Source organism: Microbacterium sp., assembly GCF_047607225.1.
Lineage (GTDB): Bacteria > Actinomycetota > Actinomycetes > Actinomycetales > Microbacteriaceae > Microbacterium.
Genome location: NZ_JASGDO010000052.1, coordinates 1 through 17,846, shown reverse-complemented (window position 1 = coordinate 17,846; position 17,846 = coordinate 1). Strand labels below are relative to the sequence as shown.

15 protein-coding genes are annotated in these 17,846 nt (G+C 70.3%); 8 read left to right on the top strand and 7 right to left on the bottom strand.

From position 1 onward, the window contains the following. Together QM591_RS10620 and hemE are read right to left on the bottom strand one after the other, a co-directional pair. The coding region (locus QM591_RS10620; protein ID WP_415132353.1) for a protoporphyrinogen/coproporphyrinogen oxidase at positions 1–918 on the bottom strand (918 nt) is incomplete at its 3' end. Beyond that, a complete protein-coding gene (hemE, locus tag QM591_RS10615; protein WP_415132355.1) occupies positions 915–2,021 on the bottom strand; it encodes a uroporphyrinogen decarboxylase in 1,107 nt (368 codons plus the stop codon). The genes QM591_RS10620 and hemE, both read right to left, overlap by 4 nt. A gap of 147 nt (positions 2,022–2,168) precedes the next feature. On the opposite strand from hemE, the gene QM591_RS10610 reads away from it, so the two are divergent. Both QM591_RS10610 and QM591_RS10605 read left to right on the top strand, forming a co-directional pair. Then, the gene (locus QM591_RS10610) at positions 2,169–3,395 is read left to right on the top strand and encodes a glutamyl-tRNA reductase (RefSeq protein ID WP_415132351.1); all 1,227 of its coding nucleotides are present in this window, start codon (positions 2,169–2,171) and stop codon (positions 3,393–3,395) included. After that, positions 3,392–4,396, top strand: a complete 1,005-nt coding sequence (locus tag QM591_RS10605; protein WP_415132349.1) for a LacI family DNA-binding transcriptional regulator — start codon at positions 3,392–3,394, stop codon at positions 4,394–4,396. The genes QM591_RS10610 and QM591_RS10605 overlap by 4 nt, the downstream gene beginning before the upstream one ends. Positions 4,397–4,430: 34 nt before the next feature. On the opposite strand, the gene QM591_RS10600 is transcribed toward QM591_RS10605, so the two are convergent. The 4 genes from QM591_RS10600 to QM591_RS10585 all read right to left on the bottom strand — a co-directional run bounded on the left by QM591_RS10600 (position 4,431) and on the right by QM591_RS10585 (position 8,625). Then, positions 4,431–4,964 (bottom strand): hypothetical protein, encoded by a 534-nt coding sequence (locus QM591_RS10600; RefSeq protein WP_415132347.1) that lies wholly within the window; start codon positions 4,962–4,964, stop codon positions 4,431–4,433. A 129-nt stretch (positions 4,965–5,093) separates the two neighbouring features. Continuing rightward, positions 5,094–5,969 carry a TatD family hydrolase gene (locus tag QM591_RS10595; RefSeq protein WP_415132345.1) on the bottom strand — a complete coding sequence of 292 codons (876 nt, stop codon included), beginning with the start codon at positions 5,967–5,969 and terminating at the stop codon, positions 5,094–5,096. Positions 5,970–5,991: 22 nt separating this feature from the next. Next, a complete protein-coding gene (metG, locus tag QM591_RS10590; RefSeq protein ID WP_415132343.1) occupies positions 5,992–7,563 on the bottom strand; it encodes a methionine--tRNA ligase in 1,572 nt (523 codons plus the stop codon). Between the two features lie 48 nt (positions 7,564–7,611). Beyond that, positions 7,612–8,625 carry a LacI family DNA-binding transcriptional regulator gene (locus tag QM591_RS10585; protein WP_415132341.1) on the bottom strand — a complete coding sequence of 338 codons (1,014 nt, stop codon included), beginning with the start codon at positions 8,623–8,625 and terminating at the stop codon, positions 7,612–7,614. A gap of 150 nt (positions 8,626–8,775) precedes the next feature. Here QM591_RS10585 and QM591_RS10580 point away from each other — a divergent pair, with 150 nt between their 5' ends. The 4 genes from QM591_RS10580 (at position 8,776) to QM591_RS10565 (ending at position 14,842) form a co-directional block, all read left to right on the top strand. Then, on the top strand, positions 8,776–10,845 hold the full coding sequence (locus tag QM591_RS10580; protein WP_415132339.1) for a beta-galactosidase: 2,070 nt from the start codon (positions 8,776–8,778) through the stop codon (positions 10,843–10,845). A 136-nt stretch (positions 10,846–10,981) separates the two neighbouring features. Beyond that, positions 10,982–12,226 (top strand): sugar ABC transporter substrate-binding protein, encoded by a 1,245-nt coding sequence (locus QM591_RS10575; protein WP_415132337.1) that lies wholly within the window; start codon positions 10,982–10,984, stop codon positions 12,224–12,226. 58 nt (positions 12,227–12,284) lie between these two features. Then, positions 12,285–13,916: an ABC transporter permease subunit gene (locus QM591_RS10570; protein ID WP_415132335.1), complete on the top strand. Its 1,632-nt coding sequence runs from the start codon at positions 12,285–12,287 to the stop codon at positions 13,914–13,916. Continuing rightward, entirely contained in the window at positions 13,916–14,842 is a 927-nt protein-coding gene (locus tag QM591_RS10565; protein ID WP_415132333.1) for a sugar ABC transporter permease, read from the top strand. Before QM591_RS10570 ends, QM591_RS10565 begins: the two co-directional genes overlap by 1 nt. A 6-nt stretch (positions 14,843–14,848) precedes the next feature. Here QM591_RS10565 and rsmI read toward each other — a convergent pair whose 3' ends face one another. Continuing rightward, positions 14,849–15,664, bottom strand: coding sequence for a 16S rRNA (cytidine(1402)-2'-O)-methyltransferase (gene rsmI, locus QM591_RS10560; RefSeq protein ID WP_415132331.1), 816 nt, complete (start codon positions 15,662–15,664; stop codon positions 14,849–14,851). A gap of 23 nt (positions 15,665–15,687) precedes the next feature. On the opposite strand from rsmI, the gene QM591_RS10555 reads away from it, so the two are divergent. Further along, complete coding sequence (locus QM591_RS10555; RefSeq protein ID WP_415132329.1) at positions 15,688–17,277, top strand: dolichyl-phosphate-mannose--protein mannosyltransferase; 1,590 nt, start codon at positions 15,688–15,690, stop codon at positions 17,275–17,277. Positions 17,278–17,348: 71 nt separating this feature from the next. After that, positions 17,349–17,846: hypothetical protein (locus QM591_RS10550; protein ID WP_415132327.1), on the top strand; the 498-nt coding region annotated here is incomplete at its 3' end.

Below are 17,846 nucleotides of genomic sequence, written 5' to 3'. Positions count from 1 at the left end.
GACCCGAACGGCGGCCTCGGGGGCGCGACCGGCGGACGGGTCGAGCAACGCGGCCGCCGCGCGGGGACCGGCGGCCACGACGACACGACGGGCCCGCCATGTGGCACCGTCCACCTGCACCTCGACGCCGTCGGGGACGACCGTGAGGGAGCGGACCGGCGTCTGGTCCTGCAGCTGAGCACCCCGCGACACCGCGGCACGGCCGAGCGCATCGGCCAGACGCCACATGCCGCCCGCGATCCCCGCGACCGCGGCACCGGCTCGGCCGGGAGCGGCCACCGCGGCCGCCGCCGCGACGAGGGATCCACGCGCGCGGTACTCCCGCCACATCGCGGGGTGCGCACGGGAGAGGAAGAGCCGGGCGGCCGGCAACGAGTACACGCTCCGGCAGAGAGGATCCACGAGGCGACGCAGGAGCGTCTCACCGCACTGCGCGGAGACGAGGTCGGCGAGGGAGGGCTCAGGCCCTTCGCCCGCGGCACTGTCGATGATCTCGGCGGCGACGCGGCGCGCGCCCTCACGCCCGAGGATCCGCACGACGTCGTCCGCGTGAGGATCCGAGGGGATCCCGAGCACCGTGGCCCGCGGAAGCGCGGCGCGGAGGATCGTCGCCCCGGAGCGGGGATCACTGTCGTCGACGGCGGCGATGACCGCCCCGGCGGTGGCCGGCGAGACGATCGTGAGATCGAGGCCGGCGTCGGCGATCAGGTCGGCGACGCCGGTCGTGCGCGTCGCGAACGACTCCGCCCCGACGTCGATCGGAACTCCCGCGAGCTCGCGCGCACGCAGCAGACCTCCGGGCCTGCCCCCCGCGTCGAGGACCACTACCCGGTGGCCCGCTCGCGCGACCTCATGGGCGACGGTGAGCCCTGCGATCCCGGCGCCGACGACCACCAGGTCGACATCGGCGCGGCTCACGGTTGCTGCCCTCCCGCAGCGCGCCAGTCGTGCACGGCACGGACGACCGCTCCGATCGCATCGGGGTCGGCTTCCTTGGGCACGCCGTGGCCGAGGTTGAACACGTGGGCGCGGGCATGACGCCCCTCCTCGAGGATGCGATGCACCTGAGCGGTGCGCGCTTCCTCTGCGGCGAACAGCATCGCCGGATCGAGGTTGCCCTGGACGGTCAGATCGCGTCCCACGCGTCGGATCGCCTCATCGAGCGGAACCCGGTAGTCCACCCCGATGGCGTCGATGTCGGCGGAGGCCATGTCGGCCAGGAGCTCGCCGGTGCCGACGCCGAAATGCACCAGCGGAACCCGTCCGACACCGGCGGGCGACAGGGCGCGGACGCGGTCAAGCGCGGCACGAGAGGCCGGGAGGGCGCCCTCTCGATAGTCGCGAGGGGCCAACGCCCCCGCCCAGGAGTCGAACAGCTGCCCCGCGCTCGCGCCCGCGGTCACCTGGAGCGCGAGGAACTCGCCGCTCACCTCCGCGAGCCAGGCGGTCAGGTCGTGCCACGCCGCGGGGTCGTCGTGGAGGAGCCGACGCGCCGCGAGATGGTCTTTGGAGGGACCGCCCTCGACGAGATAGGCCGCCAGAGTGAACGGCGCCCCGGCGAAGCCGATGAGCGGGAGCGGCTCGCCGCGATCGACCGAAAGCTCGCCGAGCATCTCGGTCGTCGTGCGCACGGCGCTCGCGATGGCCTCGCCGCGTTCTCGGACGAGCCCGGGGTCGATCCGCACGGCGCGGGCGATCTCCGCCGCCGTCGAGAGCGGTCGGGCGAAGACGGGCCCGCGGCCTGGGGCGATCTCCACCTCCAGTCCCACCAGGGCCAGCGGCACGACGATGTCGCTGAAGAAGATCGCCGCGTCCACGCCGTGCCGGCGAACCGGCTGCAGGGTGATCTCGCTCGCCAGTGCGGGGTCGAGACACGCCTCGATCATGCTTCCCGTCGTACGGAGGGCGCGGTACTCGGGCAGGGATCGACCCGCCTGGCGCATGAACCACACCGGGGTGGCCTCGGGCCGCTCGCCGCGGAGGGCGCGCACGAGGCGTGATGAGGCGGTGTCGTGCGCGATGAGCGGATGGGAGCTGTCCGCCGCGTCAGGGGTCGTCGCCGAGGGCGAGGGCGTGGCGGAGGCAGGAGGGGTGGAGAGTGAGATGGTGCGGCTCCTCGATCGAGTTAATCGATATACTAGCCCGGATCCGAAAGGGGCCTCCGCACCGTGCTCGTCTGCCTCACCGCGCATCAGCGCACCACGCCACTCGACTCGCTCGAACGGCTCGCCGGCATCGGAGACGCGATCGCTCCCCGCCTCACCGCGGCCCACGAGGAGATCCGCGGCGCGGTCGTCCTGTCCACGTGCAATCGGTTCGAGGCCTACTTCGACCTCGACGACACCTCGCCGGTGCCGGCGATGGACGCCGCACTGGAGCAGCTGTCGGGGCTGAGCGACCTCCCGTTTCGGACGCTCCGTGACACCGTCGAGTTCACGCAGGGGCACGGTGTGGCCCAGCACCTCTTCTCGGTCGCGTCGGGACTGGACTCGGTCGCCCTCGGCGAGGACGAGATCGCCGGTCAGGTGCGGCGGGCACTGGAGTCGGCGCGCCGTGACGGCGTGACGACCGCTCCTCTCGAACACCTCTTCCAGCGGGCCACCGAGGCCTCGCGCTCGGTGCGCAACAGCACCCGACTGGGGGAATCGGGGCGGTCCCTCGTCCGCCTGGCGGTCGATCTCGCCGGCTCCCGTATCGACGACTGGTCCTCGGCGCGCGTGCTGCTGGTCGGCACAGGTCGTTACGCGGCGGTCGCCCTCGCGGCCCTGCGCGACACCGGCGCCCAGGACATCCGCGTCCACTCGCGCTCCGGACGCCGTCGCTTCGCTCATCGGGAGCACCTGGTCTCCGTGCCGCCCGAGGCCTACGCCGCGGAGGCGGCCGCCGCCGATGTCGTCGTCACGTGCACGACCACGACCGGCACCTACGCGATCGCCGCGGAGGACCACGCCGCCGCGCGAGCGGGCGCCGCCGGGCCGCAGGTGATCGTCGATCTGGGCCTCCCCCGCAACGTCGACCCGGGGGTGCGCAGCATTCCCGGCGTGGAGCTGCTCGACCTGGAGACGATCCGTGTGCACGCGCCGATCGACGAGAACGCGACGCTGGGTCACGCCCGCGAGATCGTCCGCGCGGCCGCCTCACGTCACGCCGTCTCCCACCGCGTCCACGAGGTGTCCCCCGCCGTCGTCGCGCTGCGTGAGCACGTCCGGGGCGTCCTGGAAAGCGAGATCGCGCGCGGGGTGAGCGCCGAGTCCGAGGCGGCTCTGCGCCACTTCTCGGGCGTTCTCCTGCACGGCCTCATCGCCCGGGGCCACTCGCTGGCCGCCGTCGGCGACGGCAGTGCGTGGGCGGACGCGGTGTCCACGGTCCTCCCCGACTTCCCGGAGGAGACGTGAGCGAGGCACGTGGGGTCACCCTCAAGGACATCGCCCTGCGCGCCGGGGTGTCCACCGCCGCGATCAGCCAGGCACTGAACGACCGCGGCAGCCTCCGGCCTGAGACCCGTGAGCGCATCAAGCTCATCGCGGCCGAGCTCGGCTATACGCCCAACAAGCACGCTGCCGCCCTGCGGAGCGGACGCACGATGTCGGTCGGATTCGTCATGGGTGACACGACCGACGGCGACGCACGTCGCGCCCTCCAGCGCACACGCCAGCTCAACGCCCTCGTGCGCGCCTCGGCGGCCCACGGGTTCACCGTGACGGTCCTCCCCGATGCTCGTCCCGACCTTCTGCCGGGCGCACAGATCGATCTGCTCTACTTCCCCGATCCCGCGGACGATCGCGCTGTCCTGCGCGAGGCGGCCGCTCGAGGCATCCCGGTCGTCGCGAACGACCTCTACATCGCGGGAGCGCCCGGGCTCAGCATCCGCACCGGCTACGACGCGGCCGTCCGCGCCGGCCTCGCGCACCTGGAGAGCGCGGGGGCCGAGCGCATCGGCTTCCTCGTCGACGAGAGCGAGGTCCCGCGCGATCAGATCGGCGAGAGCGCCTACCTCGCCTGGTCCGCCGTGCGCGGCCGCACGCCCCTGGTCGCCCGCGTGGACCCGGGACGCCGCCGCTTGGCCCGCGAGGTGCGCGACCTCCTCGAACGGGGGGCCGACGCCGTGTTCGCCTTCTGCGAGGAGGGACCGGAGATCTATCTCCAGCTGGAGGCCACGACGGCAGTCATCCCGCGCGATCTCCAGCTCGTCGCGCTGTGCACGAGCGAACCGGGAACCCGCGATTGCGCCCTCAACGAGCGCCTCGGCGTCACGCACGTGTGCGTCCATCCCGAGCGCGCCGCCGACGCGATGTTCGCCGCGATCGAGTCGCTCACCGGCACTCTCGTACCCGGCGACGTGCCGCAGGTCATCGACCTGCCCTGGGAGCTCGTCCGCGGATCCACGACCCGCTGATCCGCCCACGACGCGCGCGGGTCGGTGGCGTCGGCTAGTCGCCTGGCGTCGGGTCAGTGACGTCGGCGGCACCGAACAGCAAGCTGTCGACGACCTGGTTGCGCCGGGCCGGCCGCCCGGTGGTGTACCTCAGCAGATCTTCGAAGTGAGAGAACACGACGACCGCTTCTTCGAACTCTGGCTCGGAACCATGGACGACTGCTCCGTCGTCTCGCACCGCCAGGTACTCGTATCCGTTGCGAACGGAAAGCAGGATGGGTGCGTGGCGCCTCCAGAAACGGGAGACCGCGACCGCCTCATCATCCGTCGTCGCAGCCTGGATGCTCAGCAGTTCACACTCGTTCCACGCGAACGCTCCCTCCGCGCCGGTCGAGTAGTCGTCGCGGGACAAGAACCACACCGTCTCGTCTGAGCTCGACAGGAGTGAGAACGAGGACACCCAGCGGGTCACCGTTTCGGGTGCCGCGCGCAGCGGGGAGGGAACGCCGTTCTCCATCGAGGTCGGCGGCTCAAACGTCCACCCGGCTTCCTGCAAGCGTCCGGCGGCACTTCGGAAGAGTTCCGGCATGCACCCAGGCTACCGATCCGCCTGGCATAGGCAGGCGGTCACCAAGCCCAGGCCTCATCGGAGATCTCAGTACGCGACACGCTCCAAGCGTCACCCGCGCACCACGAATCAACCTCTTAGCAACACGCCCTAGCTGAAGGAGCCGTAGACCTCGAGCGTGTTGGCGGCGATCCGTGCGCAGAACTCGTCGAGGTCCAGGCCTCGCTCCTGTGCGAGGAAGCGCACCGTGAGCGGCACGAGATACGGCGCGTTCGGCCTCCCGCGCAGCGGGACCGGCGTCAGGAACGGCGCGTCGGTCTCGATCAGGACGCGATCCAGGGGCGTCACCGCGAACGCGTCGCGGAGGTTCTGGGCGTTCTTGAACGTCACGTTGCCGGCGAAGCTCAGCCAGTAGCCGCGGTCGGCGGCCAGGCGCGCCATGTCCGCGTCGCCCGAGAAGCAATGGAAGACGGTCCGCTCGGGCGCCCCCACGCGCTCCAGTGTCTCGAGCACGGCGTCGTGCGCATCGCGATCGTGGATCTGCATCGCCAGGTCGTGCTTCTTCGCCAGGGCGATGTGTGCCTCGAAGCTCTCGAACTGGGCCGGAAGGCCTTCCTCGCCGGTGCGGAAGAAGTCGAGCCCGGTCTCCCCGATCGCCCGCACGCGCGGTTGGGCGGCGAGGTCGTCGATCACGGCGATCGCCTCTGCCAGCCGTCCCTGCGCGGCGTAGGCGGGGGCCTCGTTGGGATGGATCGCGACGGCCGCGAGGACACCCGGATGGTTCGCCGCCGCCCACGCCGACCACCTGCTGGACTCGATGTCGCCGCCGGCCTGCACGACGCCGCCCACTCCCGCCGCAGCGGCGCGAGCGAGGTGCTCCACGAGGGGAAGCCCCTCACCGTCCTCGATCTCGAGGTGGGTGTGGTTGTCATAGACCGTGACGGCGAGGGGCTCGGGTGCGGGCGGATAGCTCACATCGCGGCTTCCCTTCTCCCGCACCCGGACGTAGCCCGACGGATCGGTCATGGCGTGTCGGCTTCTCCAGGGGTCAGGACGGGTCGACGCGGGGGAACAGGGGGGCGAGGCCGTTCACGCTGCCGCCGGGACGAAGCCCTCCCCACGTTCCCGCCTCACGCAACGGCTGGTCGACGAGTCGGCCCAGTGCGTCTGCGCCGAGCGCGACCCAGAGCTTCTCCGTCGATGCGGGCATGATCGGAGACAGCAGCACGGCGAGCGCGCGCAGTCCCTCGGCGGCGGTGTACAGCACCGTCCCGAGGCGCTCGCGCCCGCCTTCGTCCTTCGCAAGTACCCACGGTTCGTTCTCGGTGATGTAGCCGTTGAGGGCGTCGACGATCGTCCAGATCGCCGTGATCGCCTCGTCGGGCCGGAACCGCTCCATCGCCGCGTCGGCGGCCGCGGCCGCGTCGGCGACCGTACGATGGATGCGCTCGTCGGCCTCGGTGGTCTCTGCCGGGGGCGGCACCACACCCTCGAAGTAACGCTCGATCATCGCGACGGTGCGCGAGGCCAGGTTGCCGAACCCGTTGGCGAGCTCCGCCTGGTAGCGCGCCGACAGATCCTCCCAGGAGAACGACCCGTCCTGGCCGAACGCGATCGCCGAGAGGAAGTAGAAGCGGTACGCATCCGAGCCGAACACGTCGGTGATCTCCTGCGGCGCGATCCCCGTGAGCTTGGACTTGGACATCTTCTCGCCGCCCACGAGCAGCCACCCGTGCGCGAAGACACCGCGCGGCACGTCGAGACCGGCGGCCATCAGCATCGCGGGCCAGATCACAGCGTGGAAACGGAGGATGTCCTTGCCCACGACGTGATAAGCGGGCCACCGCCGCGCGAACTGCTCGGGATCGGTTCCGTAGCCCACCGCCGTCGCATAGTTCAGGAGCGCGTCGACCCACACGTAGATGACGTGGGTGTCGTCCCACGGCACACGGATGCCCCAGTCGAACGCGGAGCGCGAAATGGAGAGGTCCTTCAGGCCGCTGCGCACGAAGGAGACGACCTCGTTGCGCGCCGATTCGGGGCGCACGAAATCGGGCTCGTCGCGGTAGAGCTCCAGCAGCCGGTCCTGGAACTCGCTCAGCTTGAAGAAGTAGTTCTTCTCCTGCAGCAGCTCCAGCGGCTTGGAGTGGATCGCGCAGACCTTGAGCCCCTCGAACGGTCCCGTGCCGTCGACGATCTCCGCCTCGGGCTTGAACTCCTCGCACCCGACGCAATAGAGCGCCTCGTACTCCCCCGCATAGATGTACCCGCGGTCGTAGAGCGCCTGCACGAACTGCTGCACCCGCTCCTCGTGGCGGGGCTGCGTCGTGCGGATGAAGTCGTCGTTGGCGACGTCGAGGGTCTCCAGCAGCGGGAACCACGACTCCTGCACCAGCCGGTCGACCCATTCCTGCGGCGTGACGCCGTTGGCGGCCGCCGCGCGCAGCATCTTCTGACCGTGCTCGTCGGTGCCCGTCAGCATCCAGGTGTCGTCCCCTGCCTGCCGGTGCCAGCGCGCGAGGGCGTCGACGGCGACCGACGTGTACCCGTGACCGATGTGCGGAAGGTCGCTCGGGTAATAGATCGGCGTCGTGATGTAGAAGGAACGGCCGTTGCTCACCCCAGGATTCTAGTTGGGCGGGCGGGGCCGATCGCTCCGTATGACGGGTCAGGCCGTGTCGCGCACCACGAGCGTGGTCGGGAGCATCACCGGCTCGCGCGGCGTGCCCCCGATGACGTCGAGGACCATGTCGACCATCGTGCTGGAGATCTCCGACCACGGCTGGCGCACCGTGGTCAGCGGCGGCGTATGGAGCGCCGCCAGTCCGGAATCGTCGAAACCGGCGACGGCGACGTCCTCGGGGACGCGGCGACCGGCTCGACGAAGGGCCGCAATGGCTCCGACGGCCATCACGTCGGACGCCGCGAAGACGGCATCGATGTCGGGCGCACGCTCCAGCAAGCTCGTCATCGCGGCGTCTCCGGTGGCCTGCTCATAACTGCCCTGCTCGACCAGCGCGGGATCGAAGAGCTCCCCCATCTCCTCGCGGAAACCCACGAGGCGGAAGCGACCGCCGGGCGTGTCGTTCGGGCCGGTGATGAGGGCGATCCTGCGGTGCCCGCGGTCGAGCAGGTACCGGGTCATCATCCGGGCCGATCCGGCCTCGTCGACGGAGACGTGGGGGACGCCGGCGACCTCGCCCAAAGGGATACCGGTGCAGACGGTGGGAACGCCCGCCTCCACGAGCGCGGCCAGCAGCGAGTCGGACTCGTGCGAGGAGACCAGGAGGACGCCGTCCACGTGGCCGGCCCGGACGTAGCGTTCGACGTTGGCCTGTTCGGTGGCGGTGTCGGCGATCAGGAGCACGAGCGTCATCGACCGCTCGGCGAGGGCCTCGGTCGCCCCGCGGAGCAGGAGCGCGAAGGTCGGGTCGGCAAAGAGCAGGTGCTGGGGCTCGGTGAGCAGGAACGCGAGCGAGTTGGACCGCCCGGTCGCCAGGCTCCGCGCGGCATGGTTGGCGGTGTACCCGGTCTCCACGATCGCCGCCTCGACGGCGGCGCGGGCCTCGGGCGATACCCAGTGCCCCCCGTTGATGACGCGCGACACGGTGCCATACGAGACGCCGGCCACGGCCGCGACATCGCGGATGGTCGGTTTCCGGGGAGTCGGCGCCGCAGTCATCGACGCGACTCTACCCTGTCGTCTCGGCACGGTGCGGAGCCGGGGCCGGGAATCTGTAACCGGTCACAGTTGGGTAACGAACGACGGTGGCCTGCGGCGTCGGACGTACACTGATCGCGAGGCTGTGACCGGTCACAGTAACCCAGGACGATGAGGACCCGACTCGACATGCACGACCCCGCGCTTCCCGACACGCTCGGCGCCACCTCCGCGTGGCCCGCCCTCACGGGGATCGCCTACGGCGGCGACTACACGCCCGAGCAGTGGCCGCGCGAAGTCTGGGAGGAAGACGTCGCCCTCATGCGCGAAGCCGGCGTCAACCTCGTGAGCATCGGCATCTTCGCGTGGGCGCTACTGGAGGTGCGCGAGGGCGAGTTCGACTTCGGCTGGCTCGACGACGTGATCGACTTGCTCCACCGCAACGGCATCTCCGTCGATCTCGGCACTCCGACCGCTTCCCCGCCGGCGTGGTTCTTCGCCCAGCACCCCGACTCCCGTGCCGTCACGAGGGACGGTGTCCCGCTGGGGTTCGGCGCTCGCGGCATGGCCTCCCACTCCGCTCCGGCCTATCGCGAGGCCGCCGTGCGGATCGCCACGGAGCTGGCCCGCCGCTACGGTCGGCACCCCGCCGTCGTGCTGTGGCACGTGCACAACGAGTACGGAGTCCCCGTCGGCGAGGACTACTCCGTCCACTCGGTCCGGGAATGGCGGCGGTGGTTGCAGGGACGCTACGGCACGCTCGACGCGCTCAACGCCGCGTGGGGCACGGCGTTCTGGGGCCAGCACTACGGAGAGTGGGAGCACATCGGCGCCCCCGCCACCGCGCCCTCGGTCGTCAACCCTTCCCAGCGCCTCGACTTCGCCCGGTTCACCGACCACCAGTTGCGCGCGTGTTTCGTCGCTGAACGCGATGCGATCCGCGCGCACAGCGACCGGCCCATCACCACCAACTTCATGGCGAACCAGCACAACGGCTGCGATCTCTGGGCCTGGGCGCGGGAGGTCGACATCGTCTCCGACGACCACTACCTCTGGGCCGCCGACGAAGAAGGAGAGATCGGCCTCGCGATCGCCGCGGACCTGACGCGATCGGTCGGACGCGGAGCGCCCTGGATCCTCATGGAGCACTCGACGTCGGCGGTCAACTGGCAGCCGCGCAACGTCGCGAAGCGGCCCGGCGAGATGGCGCGCAACTCGCTGTCGCACTTCGGGCGCGGCGCCGACGGCATCCTGTTCTTCCAGTGGCGGGCGTCGCGGTCGGGCGCCGAGAAGTTCCATTCCGCGATGCTCCCGCACGCCGGCACCGCCTCCCGCGTCTGGCGTGAGGTCGTCGACCTGGGGGCGAAGCTGCGCGCTCTCGGCGAAGTGCGCGGCTCCCGCGTGCCCGCCGAGGTCGCCGTCCTCTGGGACTTCGAGTCGTTCTGGGCGCAAGACCTCGAGTGGCGTCCGTCCGAGGACGTGAGCCACGCCGAGCGCATCCGCGCGTTCTACGAGAAGCTGTGGCGCGATCAGATCACCGTCGACTTCGCCCTGCCGAGCCATGACCTCTCCGCGTACAAGCTCGTGATCGCTCCCGCGCAGTACATGCTGAGCGTGGCCGATGCCGAGAACCTGAACCGTTACGTCGCAGGCGGCGGCACGCTCGTCGTGTCCTTCTTCTCCGCCGTCGTCGACGAGCACGACGCCGTCCATGCCGGGGGTTTCGCGGCTCCGCTGGAGCCGTCGCTGGGGCTCCGTGTCGAGGAGCACCTCCCCCTGCGCGCGGGAGACGCCGCCGAGATCGTCTTCGGCGACACGCGCTACCCGGCCGACACCTGGCAGGAAGACCTCGTCCTCACCACCGCCGAGGCCCGCGCCACCTACCAGAGCGGACCCGCGTCGGGCAGACCCGCCGTCACCCGGAACGAGCACGGGGACGGCGTGGGCTGGTATCTCAGCACCCGCCCCGACGCAGAAGGGCTTGCTGCGGTGCTCGACGCGGCCTACGCCGACGCGGGCGTAACCCCCAGCGGCCTCCCCGCCGGAGTCGAAGCGGTCCGCCGCACCACCGATGAGGCCGAGTACCTCATCGCCATCAACCACGGAACCGAGACCGTTTCGTTGCAGACATCGGGCTTCGACCTGCTGACACAGGAGGAAGCACGAGGCACGCTGGTGCTGAGCGCGGGAGACGTCGCCGTCGTCCGCACACAGCGCACAGCCGAAGGGGGTGGTCGATGACCGACCCCACCACTGCGGGCCCGCCCGCGAACACGCACTGAACACACCGTCGCAGCATCCGTCTGCGACACCCCACCCGGTCGTGACGAGTCCCCGCAGGGGGACGAGCCTCGGCCATCCTTCGGAAGGAAAATCCATGCGCAAGATGGGCATCGCCGTCGCCGCCCTCGCGACGACCGGCATCCTGCTGGCCGGCTGCTCCAGCAACACCCCCACCACCCCGGCGCCGTCGGAGTCGTCGGCTGCCGCGATCGACGCGAGCGGCGTGACGCTGACGGTCTGGACCGACGCCAACCGCAAGCCGGCGATCGAGGCGGCGGCCAAGACCTTCGAGTCGGAGACCGGCGGCAAGATCGAGCTCGTCCAGAAGAACTTCGACGACATCCGCACCGACTTCACCAACCAGGTCCCCACCGGCGAAGGCCCCGACATCACGATCGGTGCCCACGACTGGCTCGGCGGACTCGTGCAGGCCGGCGTCGTCTCGCCGCTGGACCTCACCGACACCGCGAGCAACTTCGCGCCGGTGTCGCTGGACGCCTTCACCTACGACGGTCAGCTCTACGCCCTGCCCTACTCGCTGGAGACCATCGCTCTGATCCAGAACACCGACCTCGTCGGCGAGGACGCTCCCGCGACCTGGGACGACATGATCGCGGCGGGTGAGAAGGCCGGAGTCGACCGCCCGGTCGTCATCAACACCGCCGGACAGACCGGTGACGCCTACACGATGTACGGCTTCCAGACCTCCTTCGGCGCCCCCGTCTTCCAGAGCGACGACAAGGGCTACACGACCGAGGTCGGCATGGGCGGCGACGCGGGCAAGGCGTTCGCCGAGTGGCTCGGAGCCAACGGTGAGAAGGGCGACGGCTACATCTCCACGACCGTCGACTACGACACCAACAACGAGCTGTTCGCCGATGGCAAGGCCGCCTACACCGTCCAGGGCCCCTGGGCGATCGCCGCACTCACCGAGAAGGGCGTGAAGGTCAAGGTCAACCCGATCCCGTCCGCCGGGGGCGAGACGGCATCGCCGTTCGTGGGTGTCCAGGGCTTCTACATCAGCTCGCAGAGCAAGAACGCGCTGGTCGCGCAGGAGTTCCTCACCAAGTACCTCGCCACCTACGAGGCACAGAAGGCGCTGTACGAGGCCGACCCCCGCATCCCCGCGTGGAACGACCTGGCCACCGAGGTCTCCTCCGACCCGGTCATCGCGGGCTTTGTGGCCTCGTCGAAGAACGGCGTCCCGATGCCGAACATCCCGGAGATGGGCTCGGTCTGGGACCTGTGGAACGCCGCGCAGGTGCAGATCATCAAGGGCGCCAACCCCGCCTCCACCTGGGACAAGATGGTCAGCGACCTCGAGGCGCTGATCGGCTGATTCCGCTCCGGGGCGGGTGCTCGCACCCGCCCCGGACCTCTCATCGAAGGAGATGCACATGTCGGTCCCGGTGGAATCCCCCGCGGAGCAGGCCTCACCCCCGCCCTCGCCGCCCCGCGGCGCGCGGACGACGGAACCGCACGGTCGCCGATGGAACGGGATCGGTTGGGGCTTCCTCGTCAAGCTCGCGATCCTGGGCGTCATCAACGCCTTCGGACTCATGGGCATCTTCGCGGCGGCCCAGGCCCAGTCGTGGCTGATCTGCGGCGCGGCCGTGGTGCTGCTCCTGGCCGCCGACATCATCTACTTCACGAAGCGAGCGCTGCCCCTCAAATACCTCCTGCCGGGGCTCGCGTTCCTCCTCATCTTCCAGGTCTTCATCTTCGGATACACGGCCTACATCGCCTTCACCAACTACGGCGCCGGCCACGTCGGATCTCAGGAGCAGGCCGTGCAGGCCGCCCTGAGCCAGGGCGAGCGCCGCGTGGAGGGGTCCCCCACCTTCCCCCTCGCCATCGTGGAGCAGAACGGCACACTCGGCTTCGCAATCGTCGAAGACGGCCAGATCAAAGCAGGCTCGGCCGAGAGCCCCCTGCAGACGGTGGGACCGGCCTCCGGCACCGGCGCCCCCACTGAGGTGCCCGGGTGGAACGTCGTCCCACGCAACGACATCATCGGGGACCAGACCCTTCAGCAGGAGGTCGTCGCCCTGCGCGTTCCCGTCTCCGACGACCCCAACGCCGGATCCGTCCGGACCAACGACGGGACGTCCGGCTCGATCTATCGCTCGACCCTGGAATGGGACGCCGCCGCCCAGACCATCACCGACACCGCCAACGGCACCGTCTACCGCGCGACCGACCGGGGGAACTTCGCGAGCGAGGACGGCACGACCCTCCCGACCGGCTGGACCGTCCACGTCGGGTTCGACAACTTCCTGCGCCTGTTCACCGATTCGTCGATGATCCAGCCGCTGGCGATGGTGACCGCGTGGACCTTCGCGTGGGCGCTGCTGTCGGTGATCGTGCCGTTCGCGATGGGACTCGTCCTCGCGATCATCTACAACGACGAACGGGTACGGGGCAGGAAGTTCCTGCGGACTCTCTTCATCCTCCCCTACGCCTTCCCCGCCTTCATGTCGGCGCTCCTGTTCCGAGGGATGTTCAACGCCGAGTTCGGCGTCATCAACGACTTCTTCTTCGGCGGAGCGCAGATCGACTGGCTCGGTGACCCGTGGCTCGCCCGGTTCGCCGTCCTCTTCGTGAACGTCTGGCTCACCTACCCCTATTACTTCCTGGTCTGCACGGGCGCGATCCAGGCGCTTCCCTCCGACGCGCTCGAGGCGGCCTCCATCGACGGCGCGGGACGCTTCCGGCAGTTGCGGTCGATCATCCTGCCGCTCGTGCTGGTGGCCACCGCTCCGCTGCTGATCTCGTCGTTCGCGTTCAGCTTCAACAACTTCACGATCATCTACATGTTCAACGACGGCGGGCCCGCCATCCCCGGCGCCCCCTACGCGCTCGGCGCGACGGACATCCTCATCTCCGCGATCTGGGACATCTCGGGGGTCAACGGCGGAAAGGCCGACTACGGCCTCGCGAGCGCCCTGTCGATCCTCGTCTTCATCGTCGTCGGCCTCATCTCCGCCCTGGCGTTCCGCCAGACCAAGAAGCTCGAGGAGTACCAGTGATGTCCACCGCGAACGAGACCCGCAGCGCGGCCCGCCGGGCCCGCGCCACCGTGACGCTCGACGCCGGACGCCGCGGAGCGGTGCGGCGCCGGTTCCTCCTCGAGGTCGGCTGGAAGTACCTGCTCGCCGCGGTCATCCTCTTCTACGCCGTCTTCCCGCTCGTCTACGTCGTGTCGGCGTCCCTCAACCCGGGCGGCAGCCTCGCCGCGAGCAATGCGCTGTTCTCCGCCTTCGACCTGGGCAACTACGCCGCCCTCGGCGGCACCCGGTACTGGACCTGGTACGCCAACACACTGCAGGTGGGGATCGCCGCCGCGGTCGGAGCCGTGCTCATGGGGGCAGCCGCCGCCTACGCCTTCTCGCGGTTCCGGTTCCGGGGTCGTCGCGCCGGCCTGACGACGCTGCTCATCATTCAGATGTTCCCCCAGGCGCTCGCCTTCGTCGCGATCTTCCTGATGCTGCTCGCCCTCGGCGAGGTCTTCCCCGCCCTCGGCCTCAACTCCAAGATCGCGCTGATCTGCGTGTACCTCGGCGGCGCGCTCGGGGTCAACACCTTCCTGATGTACGGGTTCTTCAACACGATCCCGATCGAGCTGGACGAGTCCGCGAAGATCGACGGGGCAACCCACGCGCAGATCTTCTGGACGATCATCATGCCGCTGGTGACCCCGATCCTCGCGGTCGTGGCGCTGCTGGCCTTCATCGCCTCGTTCGGGGACTACATCATCTCCAAGATCGTGCTGGTCTCGGAGGACAACTGGACCCTCGCGGTGGGCATGTTCCAGTGGGTGTCCAACCAGCTCTCCAGCAACTGGGGACTGTTCGCCGCGGGGGCGATCCTGGCCGCTGTTCCGGTCCTGACGCTCTTCCTCGCGCTGCAGCGCTACATCATCGGAGGGCTGACCGCCGGCTCGGTCAAGGGCTGAGGAGGCTCACCGCTGCGCGAGTGCGGCGCCGTAGAGGTCGCGCGAGGACCGGCCGGTCTGCGCGGCCACCTCGGCGGCCGCCTCCTTCAGCCGCATGCCCCCGGCCACGAGAGCGAGCACCTGGGCGACCGCGTCGGATTCGGAGACCTCCCGCACCGGGGCGCCGCCCACCACGACGACCAGCTCACCGCGCACGCCCTCGGCCGCCCAGCGTGCCAGCTCGGCGAGCGGGGCCCTCACGACCTCTTCATGGAGCTTGGTGAGCTCGCGGCAGACGGCGGCGGGACGGTCGGCGCCGAACGCGTCGGCCATCGCCTCCAGGGTCGCCGCGACCCGCGAGGGCGCCTCGAAGAAGACCATCGTCCGCGGCTCGGAGGCCAGCGCCAGGAGGGCGGAGCGCAGCTCGCCGGACTTGCGCGGCGGGAACCCCTCGAACGTGAAGCGGTCGGTCGGAAGCCCTGATACGGCCAGCGCCGTGACGACGGCCGAGGGACCGGGGATGACGGTGACCGGCACGCCGGCCGCCGCGGCCGTCGTCACCACGGCGAAACCGGGGTCGCTGACCGTCGGCATCCCGGCATCGCTCAGGACCAGGACGTCCTCGGTGCGCGCCCGCTCGACGAGCTCTCCGGCGCGCTGCTTCTCGTTGTGATCGTGCAGCGCGATCAGCTGCGGCCGATGCGCGATCCCGAGCCCCCGGAGGAGCCTGGCGGTCGTGCGCGTGTCCTCGGCGGCGACGACGGGGGCCGACTCCAGCGCGGCCACCAGCCGCGGCGAGGCGTCCTGCAGGTTGCCGATCGGCGTCGCGGCGAGGATGATCACCGCCCCAGCATAGGCTTGAGCGCGTGACGAACACGGTCGAGCCACTGCTGCCCGCGTCGCCTCCTACGTTCTCCGAGCGGTGGCAGGCGAGGCTGGCGACCGACCCCCGCATCCACCGACTGTGGGCGTGGATCGTGCCCGTCGCGGTCACCTTCGTGGCGCTCGTGCTCCGGGTGTGGAACCTCGGCCACCCGCGGGCGCTGGTGTTCGACGAGACCTATTACGTCAAGGATGCATGGACGCAGTGGGTCCTCGGCTACGCGGCGACGTGGCCCGACGACGCCAACGACCGCTTCGTCGCCGGGCAGGCGGACATCTTCGGCACGGACCCCAGCTTCGTCGTCCACCCGCCCCTCGGGAAGTTCCTCATCGGCGTCGGGATGTGGGCGTTCGGGCCGGAGTCGTCGTTCGGCTGGCGGATCTCCGCCGCCCTGTTCGGCACCGCGTGCGTGCTCGTCCTCTACCTCCTCGCCCGGAGTCTCACCGGCTCGATCGTTTTCGCGGGCATCGCCTCGTCCCTGCTGGCGGTCGACGGTCTCGGCATCGTCATGAGCCGGGTCTCGCTGCTCGACATCTTCCTCACGTTCTTCGTCCTGCTGGCGGTCTGGTTCGTCGTGCTCGATCGGCGGCGACACCTCGACCGGCTCGCCCGCGGTGTCGCGGCCGCGTCCCGACTCGGACAGCCCCCGACCTATGGGCCCGTGCTCTGGAACCGTCCCTGGGTGATCGCCGCCGGCGCGGCCGCGGGCGCGGCCTCCGCCGTCAAGTGGTCGGGGGTCTGGGTCCTCGCCGCGATCGGACTGTATCTCGTCGTCACCGACGCCCTGGAACGGTATCGACTCGGCGTGCGCGCCTGGATCCCGGATGCATTGCGCCAGGGGGTCGTCTCCTTCTTCCTGCTCGTTCCCGTGGCGTTCGTCGTCTACCTCGGCTCGTGGTCGGGATGGCTGCTCAGCGACGGCGGCTACGACCGGCATGCCGCCGACGCCGATCCCTCGACGAATCCCCTGTTCAGCTGGATCCCGCTGTCGCTGCAGAGCCTCTGGCGTTACCACCAGACGATCTACGACGCGATGCTGCGCATCACCTCGGGGCACGACTACATGAGCCCCGCCTGGCAGTGGCCGCTGCTGTGGCGCCCGACCTCCATGTACGCGCAGTCGACGGCGGGCGGCGAGTCCGGGTGCATCGGCGGCGACAACGGCTGCCTCCAGGTGCTCTACAGCATGCCCAACCCGCTGGTCTGGTACGCGAGCGTGCTGGCCGCGGCCTACCTGGTGTACCGATTCGCCCTCGACCGCGACTGGCGCCACGCGCTCGTGCTGGTCGGGATCGCCGCGACCTGGGTCCCCTGGCTCGTCTACCCCGAGCGCACGGTCTTCCAGTTCTACACGATCGTCATCTGGCCGTTCCTCCTGCTCGCCCTCACCTTCGCCCTGCAGGATCTCGCGCGCGGGCGGATGTGGCTGCCCCGCGCGACCGGTCGGCGCATCGTCATCGGGTTCCTCGTCGCGGGCGCCGTGCTGGCGGTGTTCTGGTATCCGCTCTGGTCGGCGATGCAGGTGCCGTACGAGTTCTACCGTCTCCACAACTGGCTGACGGGCTGGGTGTGAGGCCCCTCACGCTCCCGACCCGGCACGACGCGAGGGATGGCCGCGCGGCGCCCGCCGTTTAGGCTGGACCCGTGTTCACCTACGCCGTCTCCCGCGACCCCGCCGCCGCCGGATTCGTGCTGGTGTCCGACCGGTTCCTCGCCGTCGCGTCGGGCGAGTCGGACGGGGCCGCCACGCGCCTCTGGCGCCGCCTCGGAGAAGGCGGAGCGACCCTCGCCTCGGTCATCACCGCTCTGGACACGGACGCCGACGCGCCGGTGGACGTGGCGCTCGTGGAGTTGGTGGACGCGCCGTCGCGCACGGTCGAGATCGCCGTCCGGGGCCAGGCACGCGTCGAGCTCTCCGGCGGGCGCGATGTGCGCCTGGGTGGAGAGCAGGCACGGTGGGCGCAGAGCACCGCACGCGAAGTCGCGGGGATGGCGCTCGCCCTCCCCTCTTCCTCCCGGCGATCCTTGGGGTCCCTCCCCCTCGCGCGGGGTGTCGCGCGCTCCGACCTCCTGGAGTGGGGCACGCCGACGCCCCCGCCGGCCGCAGATCGGCCCGACCGAATACCGCCTGCTGCACTTCTT